This is a genomic window from Rhizobium sp. LC145, assembly GCF_001005825.1.
Lineage (GTDB): Bacteria > Pseudomonadota > Alphaproteobacteria > Rhizobiales > Rhizobiaceae > Neorhizobium.
The window spans coordinates 132,868-159,413 of sequence record NZ_LBHV01000001.1 but is presented as its reverse complement, the minus strand read 5'-3'; the positions used below and the strand labels follow the sequence as shown (position 1 = coordinate 159,413).

Below are 26,546 nucleotides of genomic sequence, written 5' to 3'. Positions count from 1 at the left end.
GGTTGCGATACGCAATTCCTCCCGCCTTTCACGGATTCCCCCATGCCCACCACCGGCGTTCCCTTCCTGACCATCGGCTTGCTGCTGCTTTCAAACATATTCATGACATTCGCCTGGTACGGCCACCTCAAGTTCAAGACCGAGGCGCTCTATGCGGTGGTCCTCGTGAGCTGGGGAATCGCCTTTTTCGAATACTGCTTCCAGGTACCCGCCAACCGCATCGGCTATGGGTATTTCAACGCAGCGCAGCTCAAGACCATCCAGGAAGTCATTACCCTTTCCGTCTTCGTGCTGTTTTCGGTCTTCTATCTTGGCGAGCCCGTCCACTGGAAACAGATCGTCGGCTTTGCCTTTATCGCGCTCGGCGCCTTCTTCATCTTCACCAAATAGCCGCCGTCGGAACTCTGGCCACTTCGTGACGTTCGGATATCGGCGGAACACGAGGTGGCGCGATGAAGAAGACCGGCGAAATCCGCATCGGCATATCCGGCTGGACCTACAAGCCCTGGCGTGGCGTGTTCTATCCGGAAGGCCTGCCGCAGAAGCAGGAGCTTTCCTATGCGGCGGAGCATTTCCGCTCGATCGAGATCAACGGCACCTTTTATGGCCTGCAGCGCCCGAAGAGCTTCGCCGCCTGGTATGACGCGACGCCCGAGGATTTCGTCTTTGCCGTCAAGGGATCGCGCTACATCACCCATATGCGGCGCCTGAAGGAGATCGAGACGCCGCTTGCCAATTTCTTCGCCTCGGGTCCGCTGCGGCTCGGCAGGAAGCTCGGACCTATCCTCTGGCAGTTTCCGCCGCGAATGAAGTTCGACCGGGAGCGTTTCGAGACTTTTCTGAAACTGCTGCCGGCCGATACCGAAAAGGCGGCCGCGCTCGCCAGGAAGCACGATTCGCGGCTCGACGACCGCGCCTATGTCGAGACCGATGAAAAGCGCCCGCTTCGCCATGCGCTGGAGATCCGCAACGACAGCTTCCGCTCGGAGGAATTCATGGGACTGCTGCGGCATTACCGCGCCGGTCTCGTGGTGGCGGATACCGTCGAATGGCCGCTGCTGATGGATTTGACGGCCGATTTCGTCTACTGCCGCCTGCATGGATCGGAGCAGCTCTATGTCAGCGGCTATGACGACAAGGCGCTCGACAACTGGGCACATCTGATCCGCGGCTGGGTCAAGGGGCGAGATCCGAAGGAAGCCGAGCGCGTCATGCCCGCCTCTCCTCCCCGTGCCGGCGGACGCGATGTTTACGTCTATTTCGACAACGACGCCAAGGTGCGCGCACCGGCCGATGCCGCCTCTCTCGCCGACCGCCTCGGCGCCGCTCCCGAAACGGCTCGGCCGCGGGCCGCCCGACGCGGCTGAGCTTCACTTTTAGTTTTCCTCCACCACGCCTTCAATTCCGCCCCGGATTGTTCTAGAGACATTCCTTCAAACCGCCTGTGGAGCGGCTGATTTGTTGTGCAAGGTATGTTGATCGATGCTTGATTCCCTCAGAAACGCGGCCCGATCCTGGGTTGCGAAGGCGCTGCTTCTGCTGCTGGTCCTCTCCTTCGGCATATGGGGCGTTTCAACGTCGATGTTGACGAACGGCTCAAACACCGTTCTGTCGGTGGGCGATCAGGAGATTTCCATGCAGGAATTCGCCCTCGCCTACCAGCGCCAGATTGCCGGCCTCAGCCGCCAGTTCGGCACCCAGCTCACGCCCGAGCAGGCACGCGCCTTCGGCCTCGAAAGCCAGGTGTTCGCGCAGCTTGCGGCAGGCGCCGCGCTCGACCAGCTCGCCGACGACATGAACCTCGGCATGTCGCACGATCGTCTCGCGACGCTGATTGCCGAAGACCCCGCCTTCCATGCCACGAACGGCCAGTTCGACCGCAATCTCTTCACCACGCGGCTGCGCAATGCCGGCCTCAGGGAAGACGACTACATCACCGAGCGCAGCAAGGTCGCCGTGCGCAGCCAGATCGTCGAGGCGGTGTCGGACGGCTTCAAGCCGCCGCAGGTGCTTGTCGACGCGTTGAAGCAGTATCGTGACGAAAGCCGCACCGTCGAATATGTCCTGCTCTCCAACGCCAATATCGATCCGGTCAAGGCTCCGGCCGACGACGTGCTGAACGCCTGGTTCGAAGGTGCCAAGAACCGCTATCGCGCGCCGGAATTCCGCACCTTCACCTACGTGACGCTGCAGCCGGCCGATATTGCCGTCCCGTCTTCCATTTCCGACGACGAGGTGCGCGCCGAATACGAGCGCCGCAAGGACAGCTTCACCACGCACGGCGCGCGCACCATCGAGCAGCTCATATTCCCGAACAAGGAAATGGCCGATGCCGCCGCCACCCAGCTCAAGGACGGCACCGCCACCTTCGACCAACTCGTAGCCGATCAGGGCAAGACCTCCGCCGACGTGATGCTCGGCGAGTTCAGCAAGGAGAAGATGCCGGACCAGTCGATCGCCGACGCGGCCTTCGCGGTGAACACCGAGGGTGGCACCACCCCGGCCGTCCAGGGCGCTTTCGGTTCAGTTATCCTGCGTGTCACTAACATCCGGCCGGAAACGACCAAGAGCTTCGACGAGGTGAAGGAAGAGGTTCGCCAGCAATTGGCGATCGCCGCCGCCTCGCAGGAAGTGGCCAATGCCCATGACCGTTTCGAAGAACTTCGGGCCGCCGGTTCGACACTCGAGGAAGCGGCGAAGGAACTCAATCTGAAGGCCGCCACGGTAACGGCCGACGCCTCCGGCAATGGCGACCAGGGTGAGAAGATCGAAGGCCTTCCCGCCGTTGCCAATCTCCTGCAGGACGTCTTCCGCACCGAACCGGGCGCAGACGCCCTGCCGGTCAACTTCGGCAACGACGGCTATCTGTGGTTCGAGGTTCGCGAAGTCATCCCCGAGCGCGACCGTACCCTTTCCGAGGTGCGCGAACGCGTCGTCGCGGATTGGACCGCTGAACAGCAGCGCCAGGCACTGACGGCACGCGCCAACGAACTCAAGGGCCGGCTGGACAAGGGCGAAACGCTTGCCGCGATCGCCGGCGAACTCGGCCTTTCCGTCGAGACGAAGCAAGGTGTGCGCCGCAATGCCGAAGATGCGATCTTCGGCAACGAAGCGATCGCCGCAGCCTTTTCGGGACCGGTCGGCGCGACCGGTACGGCGCTTGCGGCCGATGGCGAAAGCCGTCTTCTCCTGACGGTGACCAGCAGCGAGCAGGCGCCGACCGACGCGCTTTCCAGCGACCCGCAACTCGACCGGATCGCCGAATCCGCCGGCGACGACATGCTGGACCAGATGGTCAACCGCCTTCAGAGCGACTATGGCGTAACGATCAACCAGGCTGCCGCCGACCAGGCGACCCAGATGATCCGGTAAGGGGCGGAACGGATGCCGGAATTGAAGCCCCTCATCGCCAAGGTCGCCAACGGCGAAAGCCTCACCCGAGAGGAGGCTCGCGAGGCCTTCGACATCCTCATGTCGGGTGAAGCGACACCCTCGCAGATCGGTGGTTTCCTGATGGCGCTCCGGGTGCGCGGAGAAACCGTCGACGAGATCGCCGGCGCGGTCGCCACCATGCGGTCCAAGATGCTGGCGGTCGAGGCTTCCCCCGAGGCCGTCGATATCGTCGGCACCGGGGGCGACGGCACGGGAACCTATAACATCTCCACCCTCGCCTCGCTGATCGTCGCCGGCTGCGGCGTCCCGGTCGCAAAACACGGCAACCGGGCGCTGAGCTCGAAATCCGGCGCAGCCGACGCGCTTTCGGCCCTCGGCGTCAATCTTGAAATCGGCCCCGCCCGCATCGCCCGCTGCATCCGCGAAGCCGGGATAGGTTTCATGTTCGCCTCGCAGCACCACTCGGCCATGCGCCATGTCGGCCCGAGCCGCGTCGAACTCGGCACCCGCACGATCTTCAACATCCTCGGCCCGCTCTCCAATCCGGCCGGTGCGAAACGCCAGCTTCTCGGCGTCTTCTCCCCCCGCTGGCTGCAGCCGATCGCCGAAGTGCTCCGCGATCTGGGTTCCGAGACGATCTGGGTCGTCTATGGCGACGGCATGGACGAGATCACCACCACCGGCACCACCAATGTCGTCGCGCTCGAAGACGGCAAGATCCGCAGCTTCGACCTGACGCCCGCCGATTTCGGCGTCGCTCCCGCCACCCTTGCCGACCTGAAGGGTGGCGATGGCGTTGCCAACGCGGCCGCCTTGCGCAAGGTGCTTTCCGGTGCGAAAAATGCCTATCGCGATATTTCGCTCTGCAACGCCGCAGCCGCGCTGATCGTTGCAGGCAAGGCGGAGACGATCATGGACGGCATGAGGCTCGCCACGCAGTCGCTCGACGGCGGCAACGCCGCGGCCGCACTCGACCGTTTGGTCGCCGTCTCCAATGACGAGGATTGAGACCGTCATGACCGATATCCTGAAAAAGATCGAGACCTACAAGCGCGAGGAAATCGCAGCGGCGAAATCGCGCGTGCCTCTGGCCGAGCTCAAGGCGCGCGCCGCCGATCAGACGCCTGTGCGCGGCTTCTACGAGGCATTGAAGGCCAGGCAGCAGGCTAGCATCTTCGGGCTGATCGCCGAGATCAAGAAGGCGAGCCCCTCCAAGGGCCTGATCCGCCCGGATTTCGATCCGCCTGCGCTTGCCGTTGCCTATGAGGCTGGCGGCGCTGCCTGCCTTTCGGTGCTCACCGATGCGCCGAGTTTCCAGGGCGCGCCGGAATTCCTGACGGCGGCCCGAAATGCGTGCTCGCTGCCCGCGCTTCGCAAGGATTTCATGTTCGACACCTACCAGGTGCATGAAGCCCGCGCCTGGGGTGCGGATTGCATCCTGCTCATCATGGCTTCGCTGACAGACGACGAGGCGAAGGAATTGCAGGACGAGGCTTTCGAACTCGGCATGGATGTGCTTGTCGAGGTCCACGATGCGGAAGAGATGGAACGGGCTTTGAAGCTCTCCTCGCCGCTGATCGGCATCAACAACCGCAATCTGCGCACTTTCGAAGTCAGCCTCGAAACCAGCGAGAAGCTCGCCGCCATGGTTCCGTCTGACCGCCTCCTGGTCGGCGAAAGCGGCATCTTCACCCATGACGATTGCCGTCGCCTCGAAAAATCCAGCATCACCACCTTCCTCGTCGGGGAAAGCCTGATGCGCAAGGAAGACGTCGCTGCCGCGACACGCACGCTTCTGACCGGCGAAGCGGCGAACGTGGCGGCCGAGTGATGGCGCAAGCGCCACGCCTCACCCATATCGGCGCTTCCGGCGAGGCGCATATGGTCGATGTCGGCGACAAGGCCGAGACCAGCCGCTCGGCGACCGCCGAGGGATATGTGCGTATGCAGCCGGACACGCTGAAGCTCATCCGGGAGGGCAATGCGAAGAAGGGCGATGTGATCGGCACGGCGCGTCTTGCCGGCATCATGGCCGCCAAGAAGACCTCCGATCTCATTCCCCTCTGCCATCCGCTGATGCTGACCAAAGTGTCGGTGGAAATCACGGAGGACGAGACCTTGCCGGGCCTGCGGGTGACCGCGACCGCCAAACTCACCGGCAAGACCGGCGTCGAGATGGAGGCGCTGACCGCCGTTTCGGTGGCTTGCCTTACGATCTATGACATGGCCAAGGCCGCCGACAAAGGCATGGAGATCGGCGGTATCCGCCTCCTGGAAAAGACCGGCGGAAAGTCGGGCAGCTATCGCCGCGAGGAGGATTGAGCCATGGCGCTGGTGCCTGTTTCGGAAGCAAGGAACCGCTTGCTCGATAATGCCGGACCCATTACCGGAACCGAGCTAGTGCCGCTTTCCGAGGCGAACGGCCGCGTGCTTGCCGAAGACGTGCTCGCCCGCCTTACCCAGCCGCCTTTCGATGCCTCCGCCATGGACGGCTATGCGCTCCGGTCAGAGGATGCTCCGCATCCCGGCGCTGAACTGACCGTCATCGGCACCGCCGCCGCGGGTCACACCTTTGCTGGCAGCGTCGGCAAGGGAGAGGCCGTGCGCATCTTCACCGGCGCGCCGGTGCCGGAAGGCGCCGATTCCATCCTCATCCAGGAGGATGCCGAAAAGCTCGACGGAGACCGCATCCGCGCGAAGATCCAAGTCGTCAAGGGACGCCATGTCCGCCCCCGCGGTCAGGATTTCACCGAAGGCGAAACCGTTCTGCCGGCAGGCACGCTCCTCGACTTCTCGCATCTGACGGTTGCCGCCGCCATGAACCATGCGAGCCTTCCCGTCTTCCGCCGTCCCAGGATCGCGCTTCTTGCCACCGGCGACGAGCTGATCCAGCCCGGAGGCGAGCCCGGCGAGGCGCAGATCATCGCCTCCAACACCTTCGGCATTGCGGCCCTGGTGCGCGACAACGGCGGCGAGGTGCTCGATCTCGGCATCGTGCCGGACCGGCAGGAGGCGATTGCCGAGGCGATCCGGCAGGCGCGCGCCGCTGGGGTCGATGCGCTGGTCACGCTCGGCGGGGCTTCCGTCGGCGACCACGATCTCGTGCAGGCAACGTTGAAGGATGCCGGCATGGCGCTGGATTTCTGGCGCATCGCCATGCGCCCCGGCAAGCCGCTGATGGTCGGCAGGCTCGGGGAAATGCAGGTGCTTGGCCTTCCCGGCAATCCGGTCGCGAGCCTCGTCACCGGAATACTCTTCCTCGAGCCGCTGCTTCGAAAACTTGCCCGTCTGCCGAAACGCCGGCGCGAGGCCCAGGCCATCACCGCCGCCGCACTTTCGGCCAACGACCAGCGGCAGGATTATCTGCGCTCCAGGCTCACGAGCGATCGTGACGGCAACCTCATGGTCGAGCCCTTCCGAAAGCAGGATTCATCGATGATGAAGATCTTCGCCCATTCCGATGCGCTCATCATCCGCCCTCCGCATGCCCCGGAACTGCCGGCCGGATCGCCCTGCCCTATCTTGTTGATACGGCCCTGATCCGGTCTGCGGGACGCGCTTATAGTCCTTCCTCGGCGACAGGGCTGGCATAGCGGGCCCGCGGCCGTATCATCTGACCGCTCTCCACCTGCTCTATCGCATGCGCAAGCCATCCGACTGTACGCGCAAGCGCGAAGATGACGAGCGGTGCATCATCCGGAAGCTTGAACGTATCGGCGAGCGTCGCCAGCGCGAAATCGATGTTGACCGGCTCGCCCAGCAGTTCTTCTCCGGCTTCCGCCAGCGCCGCGTAAAGCGGCGGCGCCTCGAAACTCGCCATCAACGCCTTGGCGCGCGGATCGCCGTGCGGATAGAGCCGGTGACCGAAGGCTCTGACGACACCCTCGGAAGAAAGCGTCCCGCGTATTGCCTCCCGAACGCCGACGGAAGCGGCCTTTTCCATCAGCACCGTCACGCTGATCCAGGCGCCGCCATGCCGCGGCCCCGTGAGCGTCGCAAGGCCCGAAAGCGTTGCAGCCGAAAGGGCAGCTCCCGAGGAAGCCGTCACGCGGGCTGCGAAGGCAGAGACGTTGAGTTCGTGCTCGGCTAAGAGCACAAGCGCCTTGCGGATCGGCTCGGCCGCCTCGGGCCTCTGCCAGCCATACGCCAGTCGTTCATGCAGAGGCAGAGGTTCCGGCCAGGGCGCAAGTGCGGCGGCAACGCTCGACAATACATCTGCCGCCTCCGCCCGCAGGACGAAGGGTTTGCGCCTGAGCGCCGGCAGATCGGTCATCACGCGTGCCGCGAGCCTGCCGAAGGCGGCTTCCATGCGTGAGGCTTCCCCTTCCGCCATGCCCGCTTCCACGCGCACCTCCGCCGCCTCCCAGAGAAGAGCCGCCACCTCCTCGAGGCTTGCATGCGCCGAAAGTTCGACGGCGTTCTTGCCGCGATAGGAAAGCCGCTCGTTGGCAATGGAGGAAATCGTCGTCGGCAGAACCGGATCGCCCCAGCGAATCGCCTCAGCGGCAACGGCCGATGATTTTCGTCGCCCCGCATGGCGTTCCGCCAGCCGCTTCACGTCATCGACCAGATAGAGGCTGCGGCGCGGCTCCGCCGGATCGGGTTTGGCGCGGATGCGCCCTCGGCTGACATTGGCATAGAGCGTCTGCGGTTTGGTTCGCAGCAGCGCAAGTGCCTCTTCGGCGGTGATCCAGAGCGTATTCATATTGATCATTTACATCAAGATTGACGTCAATGCTTGTAGGTTCGATCATCCCTTCCGTAAAGGAGAAACACCATGAACAACGGACTTGAAGACGTCATTGCCGCCGAAACTCGGCTCTCGGACGTGGATGGCGAAGCGGGCCGCCTGATCATCCGCGGCGTATCGCTCGATCATCTCGTGACGCACGCGACCTATGAGGACACGGCCGCGCTGCTGCTGGACGGCTTTTTCGATCGCCCGATCTCTGTCTCGGAGCTGAAGGTGCAGCTCGGCCGGGCCCGCGCCGAGGTCTTCGCGAATGTCCAGGCCATGGACGCCATGCTGGAAAAGCTGCCGCCGGTGGATGCCATGCGCGCGCTGACTGCCCGGCTCGCCGATGGCGAGGATTTCGAGACCGCATTGCGTCTCCTGGCGGCGCCGGCCGTGTTCCTGCCCGCCGTGCTGCGGCTCCGGAAGGGTGAAACCCCGATCGCGCCAAACCCGTCGTTGTCGCAGTCGGCCGATATCCTCGCTATGCTGAACGGCGCGCTGCCGAGCAAGGAACAGGTGGCGGCGCTCGATGCCTATCTGGTGACGATCTCCGACCATGGGCTCAATGCCTCGACCTTCGCCTCCCGCGTGATCGCCTCCACCAAGGCGGGCCTCACGTCCTCGGTTCTCGCGGCCGTCAGCGCGCTCAAGGGTCCGCTGCACGGCGGCGCGCCGGGCCCGGTCCTCGATATGCTGGATGACGTGGGCAGCGAAGCACATGCCGAGACCTGGCTTGGCGAGGCACTCGATCGCGGCGAGCGATTGATGGGTTTCGGCCATCGCATCTACCGTGTGCGCGATCCGCGTGCCGATGCGTTGAAGGATGCGTTGAAGCCGCTCGTTGCCACCGGCCAGGTCGATCGGGACCGCATTCGGCTCGCAGAAGCCGTCGAACAGGCGGCGCTTGCGACCCTCAAGGAGAGAAAGCCGGACCGGCCGCTCGACGTCAACGTGGAGTTCTACACGGCTCTGCTCCTGGAGGCACTCGGCTTTCCGCGCGAGGCCTTTACCGGCGTGTTCGCCATCGGCCGTACGGTCGGCTGGATCGCCCATGCCCGCGAACAGGCGCTCGAAGGCAGGCTGATCCGGCCCCGGTCCGTCTATGTCGGCCCCTTGCCGCAGGCGGCTGCTTGAAAGAAAAACCCGGCCTTGGCCGGGTTTTTTAATGTCTTAGACGAGGCGGCTCTGCTCCAGCGCCGCTTCGATAAAGCTTGCAAAGAGCGGATGCGGATCGAGCGGGCGGCTCTTCAGTTCCGGATGATACTGCACGCCGATGAACCACGGATGGTCCGGATACTCGATCGTCTCCGGCAGGAGGCCGTCCGGCGACATGCCCGAGAAGACCAGACCGCAGCTCTCCAGACGCTGCATGTAGTCGATGTTCACCTCGTAGCGGTGGCGATGGCGCTCGGAAATATCGGTCGAACCGTAGATGTCGGCGATCTTGGTGTCCTTCTTCAGCGCCGCCTTATAGGCGCCGAGACGCATCGTGCCGCCGAGATCGCCGGAGGCCGAGCGCTTCTCCAGCTCGTTGCCCTTCACCCATTCCGTCATCAGGCCGACGACCGGTTCCGGGGTCTTGCCGAATTCCGTCGAGGATGCCTGTTCGATGCCGGCAAGATTGCGGGCCGCTTCCAGCACCGCCATTTGCATGCCGAAGCAGATGCCGAAATAGGGCACGTTCCGCTCGCGGGCGAAGCGCGCCGCGTTGATCTTGCCCTGCGCGCCGCGCTCGCCGAAGCCGCCCGGCACGAGAATGCCGTGGACCTTTTCCAGGTAAGGCGCCGGGTCCTCCTTCTCGAAGACCTCCGACTCGATCCACTCGAGCTTGACCTTGACGTGGTTGGCGATGCCGCCGTGATGCAGCGCCTCGATCAGCGACTTATAGGCATCCTTGAGGCCGGTATATTTGCCGACGATGGCGATTGTCACCTCGCCTTCCGGCGTGTGGATACGGTTGCAGACCTCTTCCCAGGGATCGAGGCGCGGCTTGGGCGCCGGCTCGATGCCGAAGGCCGCCAGCACTTCCGAATCCAGCCCTTCCTTGTGGTAGGCCATGGGCACGTCGTAGATATTGGCGACGTCGAGCGCCTGGATGACGGCGGAAGGACGCACGTTGCAGAAAAGCGAGAGCTTGCGGCGCTCGGCTTCCGGAATTTCCCGGTCGGCGCGCACAAGCAGGATGTCCGGCGCGATGCCGAGCGCCTGCAGTTCCTTGACCGAATGCTGGGTCGGCTTTGTCTTGAGCTCACCCGCAGCCGGAATATAGGGCATCAGCGTCAGATGAAGATAGACGGCGCTGCCGCGCGGCAGATCGTTTCCGAGCTGGCGGATCGCTTCGAGGAAAGGCATGGCCTCGATATCGCCCACCGTGCCGCCGATTTCGCAGATCACGAAATCGTAGTCCTCATTGCCCTCGGTGACGAAGTCCTTGATCTCGTTGGTGACGTGCGGGATCACCTGCACGGTCGCGCCGAGATAGTCGCCGCGGCGTTCCTTGTCGATGATGTTCTTGTAGATGCGGCCAGTGGTGATGTTGTCGGTCTTGGTGGCCGAACGGCCGGTGAAGCGTTCGTAATGACCGAGATCGAGGTCGGTTTCCGCACCGTCGTCGGTAACGAAGACCTCGCCGTGCTGGGTCGGGCTCATGGTGCCCGGGTCCACGTTCAGATAGGGGTCGAGCTTGCGAAGCCGCACCCGATAACCACGGGCCTGCAACAACGCTCCGAGAGCCGCGGCCGCAATTCCTTTTCCGAGGGAGGAAACCACGCCGCCAGTGATGAATACATATCGCGCCATGGGAGTCATCGGATACCTTTTCATTAGTGATTCCGCCAGCCCAAATCGTCCGTTTGACGAAAAACGGTTGTGGAATCTTCACAAAAGAAAACCGGCAGGCTTTTGGCCTGCCGGAGATTGAAGCTTTGACCCCAGCCTTACTGGCCGGTCGGTACACCCGTCGGAGCCGCGGGAGCGGGCTCTGCCGGTGCGGCACCGTTGGCGGGCGCTGCGGGCGCCGCCGCGTTCGGTGCGGCAGGAGCCGGAGCGGCCGCGCCGGAATCGGAGGGTACGCCATTGCCGGCCGGTGCGGGCGTCTGCTGCGTCGGTGCCGGGCCGAGCGAATCGAGGATGCCGTTGCCGGAGCCCTGCGTTGCCGGAATCCGGTCGAGAATATCGGTCGGCCGGGATTCGTACCGCGCCAGAATGCCGAGCGTCAGCGACGTGATGAAGAAAAGCGTCGCGAGGATGGCGGTGGTGCGGGTCAGCGCATTGGCCGTGCCGCGGGCCGACATGAAGCCGGAGCCGCCGCCGACGCCGAGCCCGCCGCCTTCCGAGCGCTGGATCAGCACGACGCCGACGAGCGCAAGCACGATCATGAGATGGATGACGATAAGAACGGTCTGCATGATACAATCCATGCCTCCCCGAAGGAGGCAACAATAAGAGGTTGGCGGCTCTTTACATGAGGCCGGCGCGCATTCCAAGCCCTTCCGGACGTTTTCGAAGGATTACACTGTAAGCCCCTCATAGGCAGCGTAGATGGCGAGGAAATCCGAGGCTTTCAAGCTCGCGCCGCCGATCAGCGCGCCGTCGACATTGGCAATGCCCATCAATTCTCCGGCGTTGCCCGGCTTTACCGAGCCGCCATAGAGGATGCGCATCTTCTTCCCCTCGCCGCCGAAACGCTTCACGAGTTCGGCGCGCATGAAGGCATGCGCCTTCTCCACATCCGCCGCGGTCGGCGTGACGCCGGTGCCGATCGCCCATACCGGCTCGTAGGCGATCACGGTGTTCTCCGCCGTCGCTTCGTCCGGAACGGACCCGGCGAGCTGGCGCTTCAGGATATCGAGGGTCTGGCCGGCGTCCCGCTCTCCCGCGGTTTCTCCGATGCATATGATGGCGGTAAGCTCTGCGGCATGGGCGGCCTTCGCCTTGGCGCAGATGAGATGATCCGTCTCGGCGTGATCGCTGCGGCGCTCGGAATGCCCGACGATCACATGGGTTCCGAAGCAATCGGCGATCATTTCCGCCGAAACATCGCCCGTATGCGCACCGGAAACCTCCTGGTGGCAATCCTGCGCGCCGATCATCAGCGGACTGTCGGTCGCAAGCGCGGTGGAGACGTAAAGCAGCGTCGCCGGCGGGCAGATCAGCGCGTCTATCTTGTCGGGAAGCCCACTCCTCGAAACGCCCTCGGCAATTGCCTTGATCTGATCCAGTGAGGCACGCGTGCCGTTCATCTTCCAGTTTCCCGCCACCAGCGGGCGCACATCAGGCGTCATCGATCGAGATATCCCCTTCCAGCGGCCGCCGGGAACGGCCGATCCAAAACTTCCCGGAAGGTTTTAGACAGGTCTCCCGGAAAATCCATGAAAAATGACAGGACGTCCGCAAAGGGAGGCAGATTCCGCCATGAATGGAGATTTTTCGGCCTCCTAGCGTGCCGTCAGCAGGAAGTTGAGCACTTTTCGCCAGTCCGTCATCCGGATGGGCGTGCCGTGAGTGCCGGTTTCGAAAAGGGTGAAGCGAGCGGGATAGCCGCCCGCCTGGAGCCGCCCGAAGATCGCCTCCTGCTGCTTGGCCGGATAGACGCTGTCGGCGCTGCCATGGGCGAAATAGACCGGCAGGCGGAGCTTTGCGGCCGGAGTGGCCGAGTAGTCGCCATCCGGAGGACCGCCGAGCAGCACCATTCCCGCAAGATGGCGCGCCGCCCCCGCATCACGGCTGATGCCGGAGCAGATCATGCCGCCCATCGACGCGCAGGCAAGGATCACCGGCCGCCCGCCAGATTGCTCGAAGGAATAGCGGACAAGCGCCGCGATATCCTTGATACCCTTGTCGTCGAAGGAGGTGACGCTCGGTGAATAATAGGTGCCGCCATTGCCGGCGGTCAGGTTCTTCAGCCGGTTGAAATTGCCGCCGAAGGAATAGTCGTTGACACCGAGACGCCGGTCGCCGCCCCGCCCATGGATGAAGATCACCGTGAAGGCAGCGCCCTTCTCCTGTCCCACCCTGGTGACATCGATACGCCGGCCGCCGAGATCGAGCGTCTTGTCCTGCTGCTGGCGTCTCACCGCGGTCGAGACATAGGCGCTTTTCACCCGGCGCTCCGGCACCTGGTCGCGCCCGTTGATATCGCGCATTTCCTGGTAGTCGATCACCTCGTATGCGCCGCCGTCCCTGCTTTCCAGAACGGTCTGGCGCGAGAAGAGTTCGTCCTTGAATGGCTTGATCGGCCCTTGCTGCGCACCGGCGGGACTTGCCGCCAATATCGCAAAGCCAGCGAAAATCGCGCCGCGGATGAAATGAACTGTGGACATGGCGCCTTCTCACCGCTTGTTCGAGGCTTGGCTGCTTGCCATTACCGATGCACGGCCGCATTGGTCACGGAAAACCGTTTCCCTGCGGCATCGCGAAAAAGCCGGGTTTCTGGCACAATCGCAGGTGATTCGAAACAGCATGAGATGGGTATGGCCTCTTCCTCCGCACCCCGACAGGTAGTATCGACGCAGCCGATGGATGACAATAACGACCTTTTTGCGGAACTTCCCGTAGCCGCTGCAAAGCCCGTTGACCTCGAGCCGGCACCTTCGGCGCGCGCGCCGGAGCCCGTTTCGCCGCGCCCTGCCCCGGTAGGCACCGGTGACGATTACGGCGCTTCCTCTATCCGCGTGCTCGAAGGTCTCGAGCCTGTCCGCATGCGTCCCGGCATGTATATCGGCGGCACGGACGAGAAGGCGCTGCACCACCTGTTCGCGGAAGTCATCGACAATTCGATGGACGAAGCGGTCGCCGGTCATGCCGATTTCATCGAAGTGCATCTCGACGCCGAAGGCTTCCTGACCGTCACGGACAACGGCCGCGGCATTCCCGTCGAAAACCATCCGCAGGTGCCGGGCAAGTCCACCCTCGAAGTCATCATGACCAAGCTGCATGCCGGCGGCAAGTTCGACGGCAAGGCCTACGAGACCTCCGGCGGCCTGCACGGTGTCGGCGTCTCGGTGGTCAACGCGCTTTCCGATTTCCTGGAAGTCGAGGTCGCCCGCAACCGCAAGCTCTACCGTCAGCGCTTCTCCCGTGGGGCGCCTCAGGGCGGCCTGGAGCATCTCGGCGACGTGCAGAACCGCCGCGGCACGAAGGTGCGCTTCCATCCCGATCCGCAGATTTTCGGCGATCATGCGAAATTCGATGCCGGCCGCATTTTCCGCATGGCCCGCTCCAAGGCCTATCTCTTCGGCGGCGTCGAAATCCGCTGGAGCTGCGATCCCGGCGTCGTGCCCGCTGGCGGAGAAATTCCGGAAAAGGCTGTCTTCCACTTCCCCGGCGGCCTGAAGGATTATCTTTCCGCGACGCTCGGCAAGGAATTCACCGTCACGCGCGAAATCTTCGCCGGCCGGACGGAGAAGACCGGCGGCCACGGCGCGCTGGAATGGGCGATCACCTGGTATGGCGGCGACCCGCAACTCCATTCCTACTGCAACACGATTCCCACACCGGAAGGCGGCACGCACGAGGCAGGGCTTCGCATCGCGCTCACAAAAGGCCTGAAGAACTATGCCGAGCTGACGCAGAACAAGCGCGCCAGGGAAATCACCACCGACGACGTGATGATCTCGGCCGTCGGCATGCTCTCCGTCTTCATCCGCGAGCCGGAATTCGTCGGCCAGACCAAGGACAAGCTCGCAACCGTCGAGGCGCAGCGCATCGTCGAGAACGCGCTTCGCGATCCCTTCGACCATTATCTCGCCGGCAATCCGGGTGAAGCGGCCAAGCTGCTCGACTGGGTCATCGAGCGCGCCGAAGAGCGCCTGCGCCGGCGCAAGGAAAAGGAAGTCAACCGCAAGAGCGCGGTGCGCAAGCTGCGCCTTCCCGGCAAGCTTGCCGATTGCTCGCAGAACACGGCGGAGGGTGCAGAACTCTTCATCGTCGAGGGTGACTCGGCAGGCGGCTCGGCCAAGCAGGGCCGCAACCGCGCCAATCAGGCCATCCTGCCGCTGCGCGGCAAGATCCTCAACGTCGGCAGTGCCAGCCGCGAAAAGCTGTCCGCCAATCAGCAGATCGCCGATCTCATTCAGGCGCTCGGCTGCGGCACGCGCTCGAAATACCGCGAGGAGGATCTCCGCTACGAGCGCGTCATCATCATGACCGACGCCGACGTCGACGGCGCCCATATCGCCTCGCTGCTCATCACCTTCTTCTATCAGGAGATGCCGGAGCTGATCCGCGGCAACCACCTCTACCTGGCCGTGCCGCCGCTCTATGTCCTGCGCCAGGGCGGCAAGACCGTCTATGCCCGCGACGATGCCCACCGCACCGAGCTGATGGAAACCGTCTTCAAAGGCAAGAAGGTCGAGATCGGCCGTTTCAAGGGTCTCGGCGAGATGATGGCCTCGCAGTTGAAGGAAACCACCATGGATCCCGAAAAGCGCACGCTGCTGCGCGTCGAGATCGACGACGTGGATTTCGAAGGCACCCGCGAGGCGGTCGACAATCTCATGGGCACGAAGGCCGATGCCCGTTTCCGCTTCATTCAGGAGCGCGCCGCCTTTGCGGAAAATCTCGATATTTGACCGGCTTGGAAAAGTGCAAGCCGCGTCGGACCGGGTGCGCGAAAGTGTCCGGTCCGCTTTTGTTCATATTTCTATCGCATCTACCGGCTACGCCCTATAAGTAAGCTTCATTTTAAACCCATTGGGGCTACACTTGTACGATTGACCTCGGCAGCCCACATGCCGGCGGTCACAGGGAGCAGGAACGAACCGTGAGCGTAGTTGACGATAACAAGCAGCCGAAAGGGCCTCGCTGGCTCGGGCCGGTGGCCCCGAGCAGGATCGCCCTCATTCCGCCGATCTCGGCGGCGCGCTGGCTCCTTGTGCTGGTCGTCATCGCCGGCATCTATTTCTTCCACGGCTTCGTCGTGCCGGTTCTGGCAGCCCTCGTCATCGGCTTCGCGAGCTGGCCGCTCTATCGTGAGCTACTGCGCCGCATAGGCGGCAACACGACGATTGGCGCGTCGCTGGCCATCCTCTTCATCCTGACCTTCCTGATCGTACCGATCGGGATCGCGGTCTCCTATGCTATCGGCGAACTCCGCGAATGGATCGGCTGGGCGGTGGAGGCCAACCGCGTCGGCGCGCCGCCGCCGGAATGGATGCTCGGGCTTCCCTGGGCAGGCGCATGGCTCGGCGAGCAATGGCGCCACTATATCGGTACTCCCGGCGCATTCGGAGAACTGATACAGCTCGTCAGCGGCGCCAATATCGGCAATATCTACCGTGCCGTGGTGGCGGCGGGCGGTGGTGCATTCCATCTGCTGCTCAGCCTGCTCTTCATGCTGATCGCGCTTTTCTTCGTCTATCGCGACGGCGCGGCCTTCACGCGTCAGATCGATCTTCTCGGCGAGCGCATCCTGCCGAACCGCTGGGAACGCATGTCCCGCGTCGTACCGGCCACCATCAGCTCCACCGTCACGGGCATGACCCTGATCGCCATCGGCGAAGGCATCGTGCTCGGCATCGCCTACTGGATCGCCGGCGTCCCCTCGCCCGTCACCCTCGGCGTGCTGACCGGCATCATGGCGCTCATTCCCGGCGGCGCGCCGCTTTCCTTCACGCTGGTGTCGATCTATCTCGTCGCAAGCGGCTCCTATTTCGCCGGCGTGGCGCTTTTCATCTGGGGCACGGTGGAGCTTTTCATCGTCGATAAGACGGTGCGCCCGAGGCTTGTGGGCGGCCCGATCAAGCTGCCCTTCCTGCCGACCTTCTTCGGCCTGGTCGGCGGCGTGAAGACCATGGGCTTCCTCGGCCTTTTCATCGGCCCGGTCCTGATGGCGCTCATCGTCTCCATCTGGCGCGAATGGATACGCGAGATAAAGCTTGCCGATACCGGCGAGATAGAGGGAGCCGATCTTGCCACGGGCTCCGAAACGCCTCCCCCTCCTCCGGCAGATGTGCCGGTTATCAGGAAAGTCTCCTCTCCATGAAGAGGCTGAGCGGATCGGGCTTATAAGCTCCGAAGGGCTCGATTTCCACGAAGCCGTAGCGGCGATAGAGGCCGATCGCCTCCGGCTGGTGGATGCCCGTCTCCAGCCGGATCGCCGAAAGCGAAAGCTCCCTGCCGCGCTCGATGAGCGCATCCATCAGCAGCTTGCCGATCTTCAGCCCGCGCGCTTCCGGGTCCACGAACATCCGCTTGATCTCCGCCGTGCCGTCCGCCGCCTCCACCAGCGCGCAGCACCCGACGATCGAGCCGTCCTTCCGCGCGACCAGGAACGAAACCGTGTCTTTCTCCAGCGTCGACACATCCACCAGATGATTGCTCTCCGCCGGATAGAGCGAGGCGGCATAGGCGTCCGAGAGTTCCAGCAACCGCAATATTTCGGGTTGGCGAGGCGGTTCGATGTCGATCGTGACGGTCATTGCATGCCCTTGGCTGTAACGGATTGAGCCCAGCGTTACATGAAGAGCAGCCATCCGGAAAGGCGCCTTTCTCGGGTCACGATTCGTCTCCACAAAGAGCGTGAGAGAATCGAGGACGAACATGAACGCCGCCATCATCGTGATGACCATTCTGGGCTGCGACGACACCGGGGTCGACTGCCATTACATCGCGACCGCCGAGCAGAAATGGCCGACGATCGAGCTTTGCGACTCGGTCGCGGAAAAACATCTCGTCACCTACGCCAACGCCCCCTATCCGGTCATCATCGCGGTTTGCCAGAAACCCGAGGATACCGAAATCGCCACGGCGCTTCCCGGCCCGGCGAAAACGCCGGAAGAGCCGGTCAAGGTAACCCCGCAAGGCGAAAACAGCCTTGCTGTTCGCGCCATCCAGCGCGTTCGCAATGTTCTTCCCACCACGGAAGGCGTGCGCACGCTGATGCACAAGCCTGTGCGGCTGATCGAGGGCAGCTATTCCTGGGTAGCCCGCAAGTTCGAGCGATAGAAGAGCCACCTAAAAACGCGTTAAAACATTAACTTGGCTGTGAATTCTCAAGCGGCCAGGCAAGCATCGTCCGCATAGGAACGGGCGGTCGATCGCATCTCGGCCCTCTGCAGCTTCTCCACCATGTCGAGAAGCTCCGAAACGGGGGATGCCGGCATTCCCGGCCGTTGAAATCTCTCCAACAGCAGCGCCGAAATGCTTCCCGGCGTTTCCGCGACTTCTCCCCGCCGCCGCAGAAGGATCGCCTCCACGAAAACGAGGGCGATATCCCGGTCCAATCCCGCCGATTCGAGAAGCGCCCTCACCGCGTGCATCCGGCCGGTCGCGAGGATGGCGCGCACCCGCCGGTCTTCGAGGCCTGAAAGATTAGCCACGGCCCCGGCGAAGAAATCGACCTTTCCGGCGCAGAGCGCATGGATCAGGAAGGCCGGGGTCAGGAGGCCGGCGCCCCGCAGATGCTCCACGAAGTCGGGAATTTCCTCATGCGGAACGCCCCCGGCAATCACCACCGCCGCCGCGTTACCCGCTTCGCGGCTCACATGCTCGATCCTCGCGGCGGCCATTGTGGCGCGCACTAGGTCCGAGCCCGTCAAGGCGGTGGTGACGTGGTGGACCAGCAGGTGCCGGGCATCGGCCGGCAGGTATTCCCTGTCCAGCAGCAGGCTCCGGATATCGGCGCTATGGCCGAAGCGTTCGGCAATCCGCCTCAGCGACTGGCGGCCGATCGCCGCGCTTTCGTTCTCCAGGAGGATTGTCACATCATTCTCTTCGCCGATCTCCACGATGGCAGCCGCCGCACCCCGTGAAAGCTGCGGACGGGCCGCGATGAACCCTCGGATCAACCCGTCGCCGCGGCCTGCGAGATCGATGAGATCGGCTTCGGTGATCACCGGAGAGCAGGCGATGACGGTGCAGGAGATTTCCGGCTGATCTTCGGCAAGAGCGAGAATGATGGCGCGCGGTGCCTCCGGCGAGCCCGCCAGCGCCTCGGCAAGCGCAAGGCGCACGTGCGGCGAAGGGTCGTCGAGCAAATAGGTCATCGCAAGTGCTGCTGCGCGCTGTTCTTCGCGACCGAGCGTGGCGCTGAGATAGGCCCGGCCGAGCGCACCGGCGGCTTTCGCCCTCTCGCTTGCCCTTGCCGTTGCAGTCCAGCGAAAAAATGCCTGTACGATCACCATCAGCCTCGGATACCGGAGCCATGTCGAACCCGACCGGCTGCGGTTAACGCTATCGGCAAATGGTTTATTATTGGTTCACCATACCCGTTAACCGTTAGGGAACCGAAGGACGGACCATCTCGAACACCTCCGCGCCGCCATCGGAAAAATCGAGATAGCCCATGCGCGCGACCGGCCGTATGAGGCCCATGTCGAGCCGGCCGTCGCGGATGACCTCGTCGTGAATGTGGATTCCGAGGATCTGGCCAAACACCATGTGGGAATCGGCATGCCCACCGTCGATCGTCTTCGGCTGGATGATCTCCGTGACCTTGCATTCGAGCACCGCATAGGCGTCCGCGACATAGGGGGCATCCACGACCTCCCCCATTTTCGGCGTCAGCTTGGTCAGATCGAACTCGTTGACGCCATATTCCACTGCCGCCGACGAGGCATTCATCTGCTCCGCCAGATGCCGGCTTGCGAGGCTCGCGGTGAAAACTCCGGTCTCTTCCGCATTCTTCAAGCTGTGCTTGCGGCCGCTGGAAGAGAACATCACCAGCCGCGGTCGCTCGGAGACGAGGTTGAAGAAGGAATAGGGAGAGAGGTTGAAGGAGCCGTCCCTGCCCTTCGTGCCGATCCAGCCTATCGGCCGCGGCGCGACGATCGCCTTCAGCGGATCGTGCTTGAGGCCGTGGGCATTGGTATCCGTGGTGTAGAACATCAGGCTCCGCCCTCGCCCGCATAGGTGACGATCTGGGAGAGTTCGGGACGCGGGCGATCCGGCACCGGAAAATCGCTGGAGCCGATATGAATGAAGCCCGCCACCTTCTCGTCCGGAGCGACGCCCAGGAGTTCGAGCGCGCGGGCATCGTAGGCGATCCATTCCGTGCGCCAGTTGGCGACATAGCCATGCGCCTCGGCCGCCATCAGCATGTTGAGGCATACTGCGCCGGCGGAGAGGACCTGCTCCCATTCCGGGATCTTCACGTGCGGAGCCGCCTTGCTGACGACGCCGATGACGACAGGCGCACGCAGGAAGCGGGTGCGCTCGGCCTCCCTGGCGGCTTCGCCAAGATCCGGGTCATTCTCAAGAGCCAGACGCAGGAACTCCGCTCCGAACTCCTCCCGGATAGCGCGCCGATAGACGATGAAGCGCCAGGGCGCCAGCTTTCCATGATCGGGCACGCGTGACGCCAGGGAAAGAATCGCTTCGATCTGAACGCCCGAGGGGCCGGGGTCCTTGATTTGGGCAACAGGCGTGGAATGGCGCTGGCGCAGGTAATCGATCAGTTTTACGTCATTTTGCATCTGAGGAGCGTCCATGGAGGCTTATGCGGTGGGAAGGTCTTGAAATTGCCTTGTCATTGGTCTTCAAGTGGCGCATTCGGTATTCAAGAGTCAATCGGTACAGAAATATGACGGGCATTTCCATCGCGGTACGCTGGGTTCTCGCGAGTGCACTCGTGCTCGGTCCGGCGTTCGGCGGTCTTGCCCAGGATGCCTTCAAGAGTTTCAAGCAACTCGACAGCACTGCGAAAATGCCGAAACTCAACGCCTTCTCCGCAACGCCCGGCAACCCGAACGCCATGACTTCGCGCGATGTGACGATGGAAGCAAGGCTCACATCGGATGGCGCGGCCATGCAGGAAGGGCTTTCCTGGCGCGTCTTCAGCCCCATTCCGGGCGAAGACGGCAAGCTTCCCCTGGTTGCGAGTTCCGAAGGCGGCTCGGCCGATTTCCAACTCCTACCCGGCAATTATTTCGTCAACGTCGCCTTCGGGCGGGCGGGCGTCACGAAGAAGCTCGCCGTACCGGCCGAAGGCGATATGGAAAAGCAGGTTCTCGTCCTCGATGCGGGCGGCTTCGTGCTGAATGCGGTGGCGGGTTCCGATGCGCCCATACCCTCGAACAAGCTCAGCTTTTCGGTCTATTCGTCGGAAGTGCGGGAAGATGGCGAGCGCGGCCTCGTCATGGCCGACGTGAAGCCGAATACGATCGTCCGGCTCAACGCCGGCACCTATCACGTGGTGTCCGAATATGGCGACATCAACGCCGTCGTGCGCGCCGATATCCAAGTGGAGGCCGGCAAGCTCACCCAGGCGGTGCTGCAGCATAAGGCGGCGGAAATCACATTGAAGCTCGTCTCGCAGCCCGGCGGCGAGGCGATCGCGGATACGGCCTGGTCCGTCCTTACGGGCTCGGGCGACGTGGTCAGCGAAAGCGTCAGCGCCTTCTCCACAATGGTGCTTGCGGAGGGCGAATATACCGCCGTCGCCCGCAACAAGGACAAGATCTACCAGCGCGAATTCACGGTAAAATCCGGCGAGAACAAGGATATCGAGGTGCTGATGCGCTACGATCCGCAATTGGCGGGCGTCAAGGACGGTCAGCAGGTATCCCAGGAATAACGGTCCCGGTTTGGGACGCCGAAAAAAAAGCGCCCGAAACAGGCGCTTTTTTCATTTCAGCATCATTTTGGGCGACGGCACCTGCGTTACAGATGCCGCCGGTTATCGATCAGGCAGCGGCCGCCTTGCGCGCTTCGGCGCGGCGGCGAAGATCCGGAGGGGTCGCCTCCTCCGCCAGCGATGCGATCGCATCGTCCAGCTTCATAGAAGTCTGCGCCTGGGAGCCGAGGCGGCGGATGTTGACCGAACGCTGCTCGGCCTCCTGTCTGCCGCAGACGATGATGACCGGCACCTTGCTGACCGAGTGCTCGCGGATCTTGTAGTTGATCTTCTCGTTGCGGAAATCGGTCTCGATGATCATTCCCGCCTCGCGAAGGGCTTCCGCCACCTCACGGCCGTAGTCGTCCGCATCCGAGGTGATCGTGGCGACGACAGCCTGAACCGGCGCGATCCAGAGCGGCATGTGGCCCGCATAGTTCTCGATCAGGATGCCGAGGAAGCGCTCCATCGAACCGCAGATAGCGCGGTGGATCATCACCGGCTGCTGCTTCTCCGAGTTATGATCGATATAGAAGGCGCCGAAGCGTTCCGGCAGGTTGAAATCCACCTGCGTCGTGCCGCACTGCCATTCGCGACCGAGCGCATCCTTCAGCGTATATTCGAACTTCGGGCCGTAGAATGCGCCCTCGCCCGGCAGAATGCCGGTCTTGATATCGTTCGACTGCCGCTGAATGGTGTTCAGCACGTCCGTCATCACGCTTTCGGCGCGATCCCAGAGTTCGTCCGAACCGACACGTTTTTCCGGCCGCGTGGAGAGCTTGATGGTGATCTCCTCGAAGCCGAAATCCTTGTAGACCGAAAGGATCAGCTCGTTGATCCTGAGGCATTCGGCGGCCATCTGCTCGTCCGTGCAGAAGACATGCGCGTCGTCCTGCGTGAAGCCGCGAACGCGCATGAGGCCATGCAGGGCGCCCGAGGGCTCATAACGATGCACGAGACCGAATTCCGCAAGACGGATAGGCAGTTCTCGGTAAGACTTGAGACCATGCTTGAAGATCTGGACATGGCCCGGGCAGTTCATAGGCTTCAGGGCGAAGACGCGGTCGTCCGCGTCCGGATCGTCCGGATTGGTCAGCGCATAGGCCGATTTCACCGCGAACATGTTCTCCTGGTACCAGCCCCAGTGACCGGAGGTCTCCCAAAGCGACGTATCCAGCACCTGCGGCGCGTTGACTTCCTCATAGGTGCCGGCAAGCCGGCGGCGCATATAGGAAACCAGCGTCTGGAACATCCGCCAGCCCTTGCCGTGCCAGAAGACGACGCCCGGCCCCTCTTCCTGGAAATGGTAGAGATCCATTTCCCGGCCGAGCTTGCGGTGATCGCGCTTTTCCGCCTCCGCCAGCACGTGCAAGTACTGGTCGAGTTCTTCCTGCGTGGCCCAGGCCGTGCCGTAGATGCGCGTCAGCATGGGATTGTTCGAGTCGCCGCGCCAATAGGCACCGGCCACCTTCATCAGCTTGAAGGCGGTGCCGACCTGCCCCGTGGAGGCCATGTGCGGCCCGCGGCAGAGGTCGAACCAGTCGCCCTGATAGTAGATCTTGACGTCCTGGTCCTCGGGAATCGCATCGACCAGCTCGACCTTGTAGGTCTCGCCCTTGTCCTTGAAGACCTGCCGGGCCTTGTTGCGCGGCCAGACTTCCTTGGTGAACGGCTGGTTGCGCGCGATGATCTCCTTCATCTTCGCCTCGATCTTCGGCAGATCTTCCGGCGTGAAGGGCGTATCGCGGGCGAAATCGTAATAGAATCCGTTCTCGATCACCGGGCCGATGGTAACCTGGGTCGAGGGCCATAGTTCCTGCACGGCCTCGGCCATCACATGCGCGGCGTCGTGGCGGATCAGTTCCAGCGCGCGCGGATCGGCACGGGTGATGATTTCGATACGGCCGTCGATGATCGGATCGGCAAGATCGCGCAGCGTGCCGTCGATCGCAACGGCGACCGCCTTCTTGGCAAGCGACTTGGAAATGGATTCAGCGACGTCACGGCCGGTCGTTCCCGCGTCGAACGCGCGGACCGAGCCATCGGGAAATGTAAGGGAAACGGATTGGGACATGTATTTCTCCTGTCCAGTCCCGCCAACGAATGCGGGTGGTGTTGGAACGAATGCGCTTTCGCCTTCCGGCGGCGCAGGCGTGGCTGATAAAGATTTTTCGCGCTCTAGTAAAGGCGAACGGCCATCTACCGCAGCATTTCGGCAATGCCATTGACCGTATTGGCGTTGCGAACCGTCCCGATGCCAAGCCTTTTCGTGGTCATGACGGAAAGAAGCCGGCTCTCGCTCGGCTTGCCGCCGAAATCGATCCAGAGATCACCATCGATGATCGCGATCTTCTCCCGATCCCGGTATTTCTCCAGCAATCCGACAGCATTCCCGTCGAGCGGCGCCCGCATTACCCGGAGGCAGACATCCGCACCGTTCCCGCTCAGGAATGGGTTTTTCGCCGCGAGCTTCAACCAATCGGCGCCGGATCGCACGATAATGCCGACATGCTTGCCGAAGCGCTGTTCGAACGCCTCCTCCAACACCCGTTCGATATCACCGGCCGGAGAGTCCTCCGCCTCGAAGACCAGATTGCCGGTCGATACCAATGTGCGGCAGTTCCGAAAACCGAGCCCCTCCGCCATGGCGCGAAGCTCGGCCATGATCACCCGCTTGCCACCGCCAAGCACGATGCTGTGGAGCAGCGCCACGTAGATCATCGCTTCACGTCCGCCAGAAGGTTGCGGCTTCCGCCGGCAGTTTTGCCAGAGCCCGATCGAAAGCGACTTCGCCCACATGCCGTCGAAGGACCGACGCGACGACGGCGATGGAATCGTCCGGCGAGACATTGTGATCGCCGCGAAACGCCTTCACCTCCCTTGTCAGGGTCGCCCGGTCCTCGAATGGCCGCAAGGGCTGATCGACATCCCAGTTGGAAACGAAGAGTGCCCGGAGCACCGGCGGCAGCACATCGGCGAAGGCAAGCGCATCGCGGATCGAAAGCCGGCTACGGAAAGTCGTGAACACGGCGTCGATCATCGTATAGGTTTGATTGGTCGTCTGAAGCATGGCGCCATCCCTGGCCTCGATCAGGAAAGCATCGAAATCACGCGAGGCCTGCCTGTACTCCATCGGAACGGTCATGCTTCAACCCTTCCTGCTCGAAACGCGCCAGTAGCGCCACGGCGTCCACCAGCGCTGATGCGTGGCGAGAGCTTCCGGAACCGGATCGAGGCCGGACGTACCGCCCGGTCCGCATCGCGCGACGCGGAATAGCGTCAGCCATCCGCCCGACCATAGCCCGTGCCGGGCGATCGCTTCGTAGCCGTATTCGGAACAGGTCGGGATATGCCGGCAGGAATTGCCGATGAAACCCGACAACGTGAGCTGGTAGAACCGGATCAGCCCCGTCCCGAAGAGGCGGCCCGGCGTTTTCCGAAAGGGGCCTGCCCAGTTTCGAGAGTGTGCAGTTCCGGTATGATTGTGCTCGGAGGCGCCGCACATTGGCTTACACGGCTTCGGCGCGGGCTTTCGCCTCGATCTGGTCGATTGCGTCGACCACCGCATCGAAGGTCAGCATCGTCGAGGCGTGGCGGGCCTTGTAGTCCTTCACTGGCCTCAGATAGCGCATGTCCTCGAAGCGTCCTTCGGGGCCTTCGCCGTCTTCCTTCAGCATGGCGAGCATGTCTTGCCGCGCCTTGCGAAGCTCGTCGGCCGTGGCGCCGATCACCTGACGGGCCATGATGGAGGAGGAAGCCTGCCCGAGCGCGCAGGCTCGCACTTCGTGGGCGAAGTCCGTCACCGTGCCGTCACGCATATTCAGGTAGATACGCACCTTGGAGCCGCAGAGCTTGGAGTGCTTTTCCGAAACGGCATCCGCATCCGGCAGCGTTCCCGAACGGGTGATGTTGCCGGCGAATTCGAGGATCTTGCTGTTGTATATGTCGTCCATATTCCGTGCCCGTTGGAAAAGCCTTAGGGTCCTGCGCCGCGCGTCGAACAAAGCGTCAACGCCCGCGGGCTAGGATTAGCAAGCTCGTTCTATTATATGTGATGTCGCATCCCGATCATCAAGAAAGGATGTTTTGGCCGTTTTCCTCACGAAATCGGGATAGGATGCCTTGTAAAACCGGCCGCCAGAGATCAGATAGCAGCCGGATCGTTAAAGAGTGGACCTCCGGCGTGAAATTCCGCCCTCAGGTCACGAGCCATTCGGGTGCGGCCTTGAACCGCATCAGGAGACATTAAATGGATGCAATTGTGAAGAACTTCCCGGCCTCGAGCCAGACCCAGGCCCGCCCGACCCAGCAGGAGGCGGAAGAAGCGGTGCGCGTATTGCTCCGCTGGGCTGGTGACGACCCGATGCGCGAGGGGCTGCTGGATACGCCGAAGCGCGTCGCCACTGCCTATATGGAACTGTTCGGCGGATACGAGCAGTCGCCGGAAGAGGTGCTGGGCCGCACGTTCGAAGAGGTTTCCGGCTACGACGATATCGTTCTGGTGCGGGATATCCCCTTCCACTCCCATTGCGAACACCACATGCTGCCGATCATCGGCAAGGCGCATGTCGCCTATCTGCCGAACGGGCGTGTCCTCGGTCTTTCGAAGATCGCCCGCGTGGTGGATATCTTCGCCCGTCGCCTGCAAACCCAGGAAAACATGACGGCGCAGATCGCCAACGTCATTCAGGACGTATTGAAGCCGCGCGGCGTCGCCGTGATGCTCGAAGCCAAGCATATGTGCATGGAAATGCGCGGCGTCGAAAAGCAGGGCTCGGATACGCTGACCACCACCTTCACCGGTGAGTTCAAGGGAAATGCAGCCGACCAGGCCCGTTTCCTGAGCCTCATTCGGGGCCGTTGATC

27 protein-coding genes are annotated in these 26,546 nt (G+C 62.9%); 13 read left to right on the top strand and 14 right to left on the bottom strand.

Features of this window, described 5'->3' with window-relative positions:
* Positions 1-42 precede the first annotated feature (42 nt).
* The 7 genes from YH62_RS00845 (at position 43) to glp (ending at position 6,933) form a co-directional block, all read left to right on the top strand.
* The gene (locus tag YH62_RS00845; protein ID WP_046792267.1) at positions 43-390 is read left to right on the top strand and encodes a DMT family protein; all 348 of its coding nucleotides are present in this window, start codon (positions 43-45) and stop codon (positions 388-390) included.
* Between the two features lie 62 nt (positions 391-452).
* Entirely contained in the window at positions 453-1,367 is a 915-nt protein-coding gene (locus YH62_RS00840; RefSeq protein WP_046792266.1) for a DUF72 domain-containing protein, read from the top strand.
* 115 nt (positions 1,368-1,482) lie between these two features.
* Positions 1,483-3,372 carry a peptidylprolyl isomerase gene (locus YH62_RS00835; RefSeq protein ID WP_046792265.1) on the top strand — a complete coding sequence of 630 codons (1,890 nt, stop codon included), beginning with the start codon at positions 1,483-1,485 and terminating at the stop codon, positions 3,370-3,372.
* Positions 3,373-3,384: 12 nt separating this feature from the next.
* Positions 3,385-4,401: an anthranilate phosphoribosyltransferase gene (trpD, locus tag YH62_RS00830; protein ID WP_046792264.1), complete on the top strand. Its 1,017-nt coding sequence runs from the start codon at positions 3,385-3,387 to the stop codon at positions 4,399-4,401.
* Between the two features lie 7 nt (positions 4,402-4,408).
* Entirely contained in the window at positions 4,409-5,224 is an 816-nt protein-coding gene (gene trpC, locus YH62_RS00825) for an indole-3-glycerol phosphate synthase TrpC (RefSeq protein ID WP_046792263.1), read from the top strand.
* The gene (gene moaC / locus YH62_RS00820) at positions 5,224-5,715 is read left to right on the top strand and encodes a cyclic pyranopterin monophosphate synthase MoaC (protein WP_046792262.1); all 492 of its coding nucleotides are present in this window, start codon (positions 5,224-5,226) and stop codon (positions 5,713-5,715) included. Before trpC ends, moaC begins: the two co-directional genes overlap by 1 nt.
* Before the next feature lie 3 nt (positions 5,716-5,718).
* Positions 5,719-6,933, top strand: coding sequence for a gephyrin-like molybdotransferase Glp (gene glp, locus YH62_RS00815; RefSeq protein ID WP_046792261.1), 1,215 nt, complete (start codon positions 5,719-5,721; stop codon positions 6,931-6,933).
* A 19-nt stretch (positions 6,934-6,952) separates the two neighbouring features.
* Here glp and YH62_RS00810 read toward each other — a convergent pair whose 3' ends face one another.
* Positions 6,953-8,107 carry a citrate synthase gene (locus tag YH62_RS00810; RefSeq protein ID WP_245282023.1) on the bottom strand — a complete coding sequence of 385 codons (1,155 nt, stop codon included), beginning with the start codon at positions 8,105-8,107 and terminating at the stop codon, positions 6,953-6,955.
* Between the two features lie 63 nt (positions 8,108-8,170).
* On the opposite strand from YH62_RS00810, the gene YH62_RS00805 reads away from it, so the two are divergent.
* Entirely contained in the window at positions 8,171-9,262 is a 1,092-nt protein-coding gene (locus YH62_RS00805) for a citrate synthase/methylcitrate synthase (protein WP_046792260.1), read from the top strand.
* A 36-nt stretch (positions 9,263-9,298) separates the two neighbouring features.
* Here the strand turns inward: YH62_RS00805 and YH62_RS00800 are convergent, their stop codons facing one another.
* The 4 genes from YH62_RS00800 to YH62_RS00785 form a co-directional block, all read right to left on the bottom strand.
* On the bottom strand, positions 9,299-10,936 hold the full coding sequence (locus YH62_RS00800; RefSeq protein WP_082118201.1) for a CTP synthase: 1,638 nt from the start codon (positions 10,934-10,936) through the stop codon (positions 9,299-9,301).
* A 128-nt stretch (positions 10,937-11,064) separates the two neighbouring features.
* Positions 11,065-11,535: a preprotein translocase subunit SecG gene (gene secG / locus YH62_RS00795; RefSeq protein WP_082118200.1), complete on the bottom strand. Its 471-nt coding sequence runs from the start codon at positions 11,533-11,535 to the stop codon at positions 11,065-11,067.
* 102 nt (positions 11,536-11,637) lie between these two features.
* Positions 11,638-12,411 carry a triose-phosphate isomerase gene (gene tpiA, locus YH62_RS00790; RefSeq protein WP_046792257.1) on the bottom strand — a complete coding sequence of 258 codons (774 nt, stop codon included), beginning with the start codon at positions 12,409-12,411 and terminating at the stop codon, positions 11,638-11,640.
* A 153-nt stretch (positions 12,412-12,564) separates the two neighbouring features.
* Complete coding sequence (locus YH62_RS00785) at positions 12,565-13,449, bottom strand: alpha/beta fold hydrolase (protein WP_046792256.1); 885 nt, start codon at positions 13,447-13,449, stop codon at positions 12,565-12,567.
* Positions 13,450-13,644: 195 nt separating this feature from the next.
* Here YH62_RS00785 and parE point away from each other — a divergent pair, with 195 nt between their 5' ends.
* Together parE and YH62_RS00775 are read left to right on the top strand one after the other, a co-directional pair.
* Entirely contained in the window at positions 13,645-15,699 is a 2,055-nt protein-coding gene (gene parE, locus YH62_RS00780; RefSeq protein WP_046792970.1) for a DNA topoisomerase IV subunit B, read from the top strand.
* A gap of 245 nt (positions 15,700-15,944) precedes the next feature.
* Positions 15,945-17,111: an AI-2E family transporter gene (locus YH62_RS00775; RefSeq protein WP_245282039.1), complete on the top strand. Its 1,167-nt coding sequence runs from the start codon at positions 15,945-15,947 to the stop codon at positions 17,109-17,111.
* Here YH62_RS00775 and YH62_RS00770 read toward each other — a convergent pair.
* Positions 17,089-17,547, bottom strand: coding sequence for a GNAT family N-acetyltransferase (locus YH62_RS00770; RefSeq protein ID WP_046792969.1), 459 nt, complete (start codon positions 17,545-17,547; stop codon positions 17,089-17,091). The genes YH62_RS00775 and YH62_RS00770 overlap by 23 nt on opposite strands.
* A 121-nt stretch (positions 17,548-17,668) precedes the next feature.
* Between YH62_RS00770 and YH62_RS00765 the strand changes: the two genes are divergently transcribed.
* Complete coding sequence (locus YH62_RS00765) at positions 17,669-18,073, top strand: hypothetical protein (RefSeq protein WP_046792254.1); 405 nt, start codon at positions 17,669-17,671, stop codon at positions 18,071-18,073.
* Positions 18,074-18,120: 47 nt separating this feature from the next.
* On the opposite strand, the gene YH62_RS00760 is transcribed toward YH62_RS00765, so the two are convergent.
* The 3 genes from YH62_RS00760 to YH62_RS00750 form a co-directional block, all read right to left on the bottom strand.
* Positions 18,121-19,251 carry a DUF2336 domain-containing protein gene (locus YH62_RS00760; RefSeq protein WP_046792253.1) on the bottom strand — a complete coding sequence of 377 codons (1,131 nt, stop codon included), beginning with the start codon at positions 19,249-19,251 and terminating at the stop codon, positions 18,121-18,123.
* Positions 19,252-19,345: 94 nt separating this feature from the next.
* Entirely contained in the window at positions 19,346-19,954 is a 609-nt protein-coding gene (locus YH62_RS00755; RefSeq protein WP_046792252.1) for a flavin reductase family protein, read from the bottom strand.
* Positions 19,954-20,541, bottom strand: a complete 588-nt coding sequence (locus tag YH62_RS00750; RefSeq protein ID WP_046792968.1) for a nitroreductase — start codon at positions 20,539-20,541, stop codon at positions 19,954-19,956. The genes YH62_RS00755 and YH62_RS00750 overlap by 1 nt, the downstream gene beginning before the upstream one ends.
* A 107-nt stretch (positions 20,542-20,648) precedes the next feature.
* Between YH62_RS00750 and YH62_RS00745 the strand changes: the two genes are divergently transcribed.
* Entirely contained in the window at positions 20,649-21,641 is a 993-nt protein-coding gene (locus YH62_RS00745) for a hypothetical protein (protein WP_046792251.1), read from the top strand.
* Between the two features lie 109 nt (positions 21,642-21,750).
* Here YH62_RS00745 and thrS read toward each other — a convergent pair whose 3' ends face one another.
* From thrS to YH62_RS00720, 5 genes are all read right to left on the bottom strand, one after another.
* A complete protein-coding gene (gene thrS / locus YH62_RS00740; RefSeq protein WP_046792250.1) occupies positions 21,751-23,754 on the bottom strand; it encodes a threonine--tRNA ligase in 2,004 nt (667 codons plus the stop codon).
* A gap of 125 nt (positions 23,755-23,879) precedes the next feature.
* Positions 23,880-24,401 (bottom strand): DUF1697 domain-containing protein, encoded by a 522-nt coding sequence (locus YH62_RS00735; RefSeq protein WP_046792249.1) that lies wholly within the window; start codon positions 24,399-24,401, stop codon positions 23,880-23,882.
* A gap of 4 nt (positions 24,402-24,405) precedes the next feature.
* A complete protein-coding gene (locus YH62_RS00730; RefSeq protein ID WP_046792248.1) occupies positions 24,406-24,825 on the bottom strand; it encodes a DUF2267 domain-containing protein in 420 nt (139 codons plus the stop codon).
* A gap of 3 nt (positions 24,826-24,828) precedes the next feature.
* A complete protein-coding gene (gene yidD, locus YH62_RS00725) occupies positions 24,829-25,185 on the bottom strand; it encodes a membrane protein insertion efficiency factor YidD (protein WP_046792247.1) in 357 nt (118 codons plus the stop codon).
* Between the two features lie 4 nt (positions 25,186-25,189).
* Positions 25,190-25,633: an iron-sulfur cluster assembly scaffold protein gene (locus YH62_RS00720; protein ID WP_046792246.1), complete on the bottom strand. Its 444-nt coding sequence runs from the start codon at positions 25,631-25,633 to the stop codon at positions 25,190-25,192.
* Positions 25,634-25,929: 296 nt separating this feature from the next.
* Between YH62_RS00720 and folE the strand changes: the two genes are divergently transcribed.
* A complete protein-coding gene (folE, locus tag YH62_RS00715; RefSeq protein WP_046792245.1) occupies positions 25,930-26,544 on the top strand; it encodes a GTP cyclohydrolase I FolE in 615 nt (204 codons plus the stop codon).
* The last annotated feature ends 2 nt before the right edge of the window (positions 26,545-26,546 follow it).

Coding starts and splice junctions, on each gene's coding strand:
- YH62_RS00745 (WP_046792251.1), top strand. CDS start 20,649: ATGACGGGCATTTCCATCGCGGTACGCTGGGTTCTCGCGAGTGCACTC.
- parE (WP_046792970.1), top strand. CDS start 13,645: ATGGATGACAATAACGACCTTTTTGCGGAACTTCCCGTAGCCGCTGCA.
- YH62_RS00760 (WP_046792253.1), bottom strand. CDS start 19,251: ATGGTGATCGTACAGGCATTTTTTCGCTGGACTGCAACGGCAAGGGCA.
- moaC (WP_046792262.1), top strand. CDS start 5,224: ATGGCGCAAGCGCCACGCCTCACCCATATCGGCGCTTCCGGCGAGGCG.
- YH62_RS00720 (WP_046792246.1), bottom strand. CDS start 25,633: ATGGACGACATATACAACAGCAAGATCCTCGAATTCGCCGGCAACATC.
- YH62_RS00840 (WP_046792266.1), top strand. CDS start 453: ATGAAGAAGACCGGCGAAATCCGCATCGGCATATCCGGCTGGACCTAC.
- YH62_RS00785 (WP_046792256.1), bottom strand. CDS start 13,449: ATGTCCACAGTTCATTTCATCCGCGGCGCGATTTTCGCTGGCTTTGCG.
- YH62_RS00805 (WP_046792260.1), top strand. CDS start 8,171: ATGAACAACGGACTTGAAGACGTCATTGCCGCCGAAACTCGGCTCTCG.
- yidD (WP_046792247.1), bottom strand. CDS start 25,185: ATGTGCGGCGCCTCCGAGCACAATCATACCGGAACTGCACACTCTCGA.
- secG (WP_082118200.1), bottom strand. CDS start 11,535: ATGCAGACCGTTCTTATCGTCATCCATCTCATGATCGTGCTTGCGCTC.
- tpiA (WP_046792257.1), bottom strand. CDS start 12,411: ATGACGCCTGATGTGCGCCCGCTGGTGGCGGGAAACTGGAAGATGAAC.
- YH62_RS00800 (WP_082118201.1), bottom strand. CDS start 10,936: ATGACTCCCATGGCGCGATATGTATTCATCACTGGCGGCGTGGTTTCC.
- YH62_RS00730 (WP_046792248.1), bottom strand. CDS start 24,825: ATGACCGTTCCGATGGAGTACAGGCAGGCCTCGCGTGATTTCGATGCT.
- YH62_RS00770 (WP_046792969.1), bottom strand. CDS start 17,547: ATGACCGTCACGATCGACATCGAACCGCCTCGCCAACCCGAAATATTG.
- thrS (WP_046792250.1), bottom strand. CDS start 23,754: ATGTCCCAATCCGTTTCCCTTACATTTCCCGATGGCTCGGTCCGCGCG.
- YH62_RS00755 (WP_046792252.1), bottom strand. CDS start 19,954: ATGTTCTACACCACGGATACCAATGCCCACGGCCTCAAGCACGATCCG.
- YH62_RS00835 (WP_046792265.1), top strand. CDS start 1,483: ATGCTTGATTCCCTCAGAAACGCGGCCCGATCCTGGGTTGCGAAGGCG.
- folE (WP_046792245.1), top strand. CDS start 25,930: ATGGATGCAATTGTGAAGAACTTCCCGGCCTCGAGCCAGACCCAGGCC.
- YH62_RS00735 (WP_046792249.1), bottom strand. CDS start 24,401: ATGATCTACGTGGCGCTGCTCCACAGCATCGTGCTTGGCGGTGGCAAG.
- YH62_RS00845 (WP_046792267.1), top strand. CDS start 43: ATGCCCACCACCGGCGTTCCCTTCCTGACCATCGGCTTGCTGCTGCTT.
- glp (WP_046792261.1), top strand. CDS start 5,719: ATGGCGCTGGTGCCTGTTTCGGAAGCAAGGAACCGCTTGCTCGATAAT.
- YH62_RS00810 (WP_245282023.1), bottom strand. CDS start 8,107: ATGATCAATATGAATACGCTCTGGATCACCGCCGAAGAGGCACTTGCG.
- trpC (WP_046792263.1), top strand. CDS start 4,409: ATGACCGATATCCTGAAAAAGATCGAGACCTACAAGCGCGAGGAAATC.
- YH62_RS00765 (WP_046792254.1), top strand. CDS start 17,669: ATGAACGCCGCCATCATCGTGATGACCATTCTGGGCTGCGACGACACC.
- trpD (WP_046792264.1), top strand. CDS start 3,385: ATGCCGGAATTGAAGCCCCTCATCGCCAAGGTCGCCAACGGCGAAAGC.
- YH62_RS00750 (WP_046792968.1), bottom strand. CDS start 20,541: ATGCAAAATGACGTAAAACTGATCGATTACCTGCGCCAGCGCCATTCC.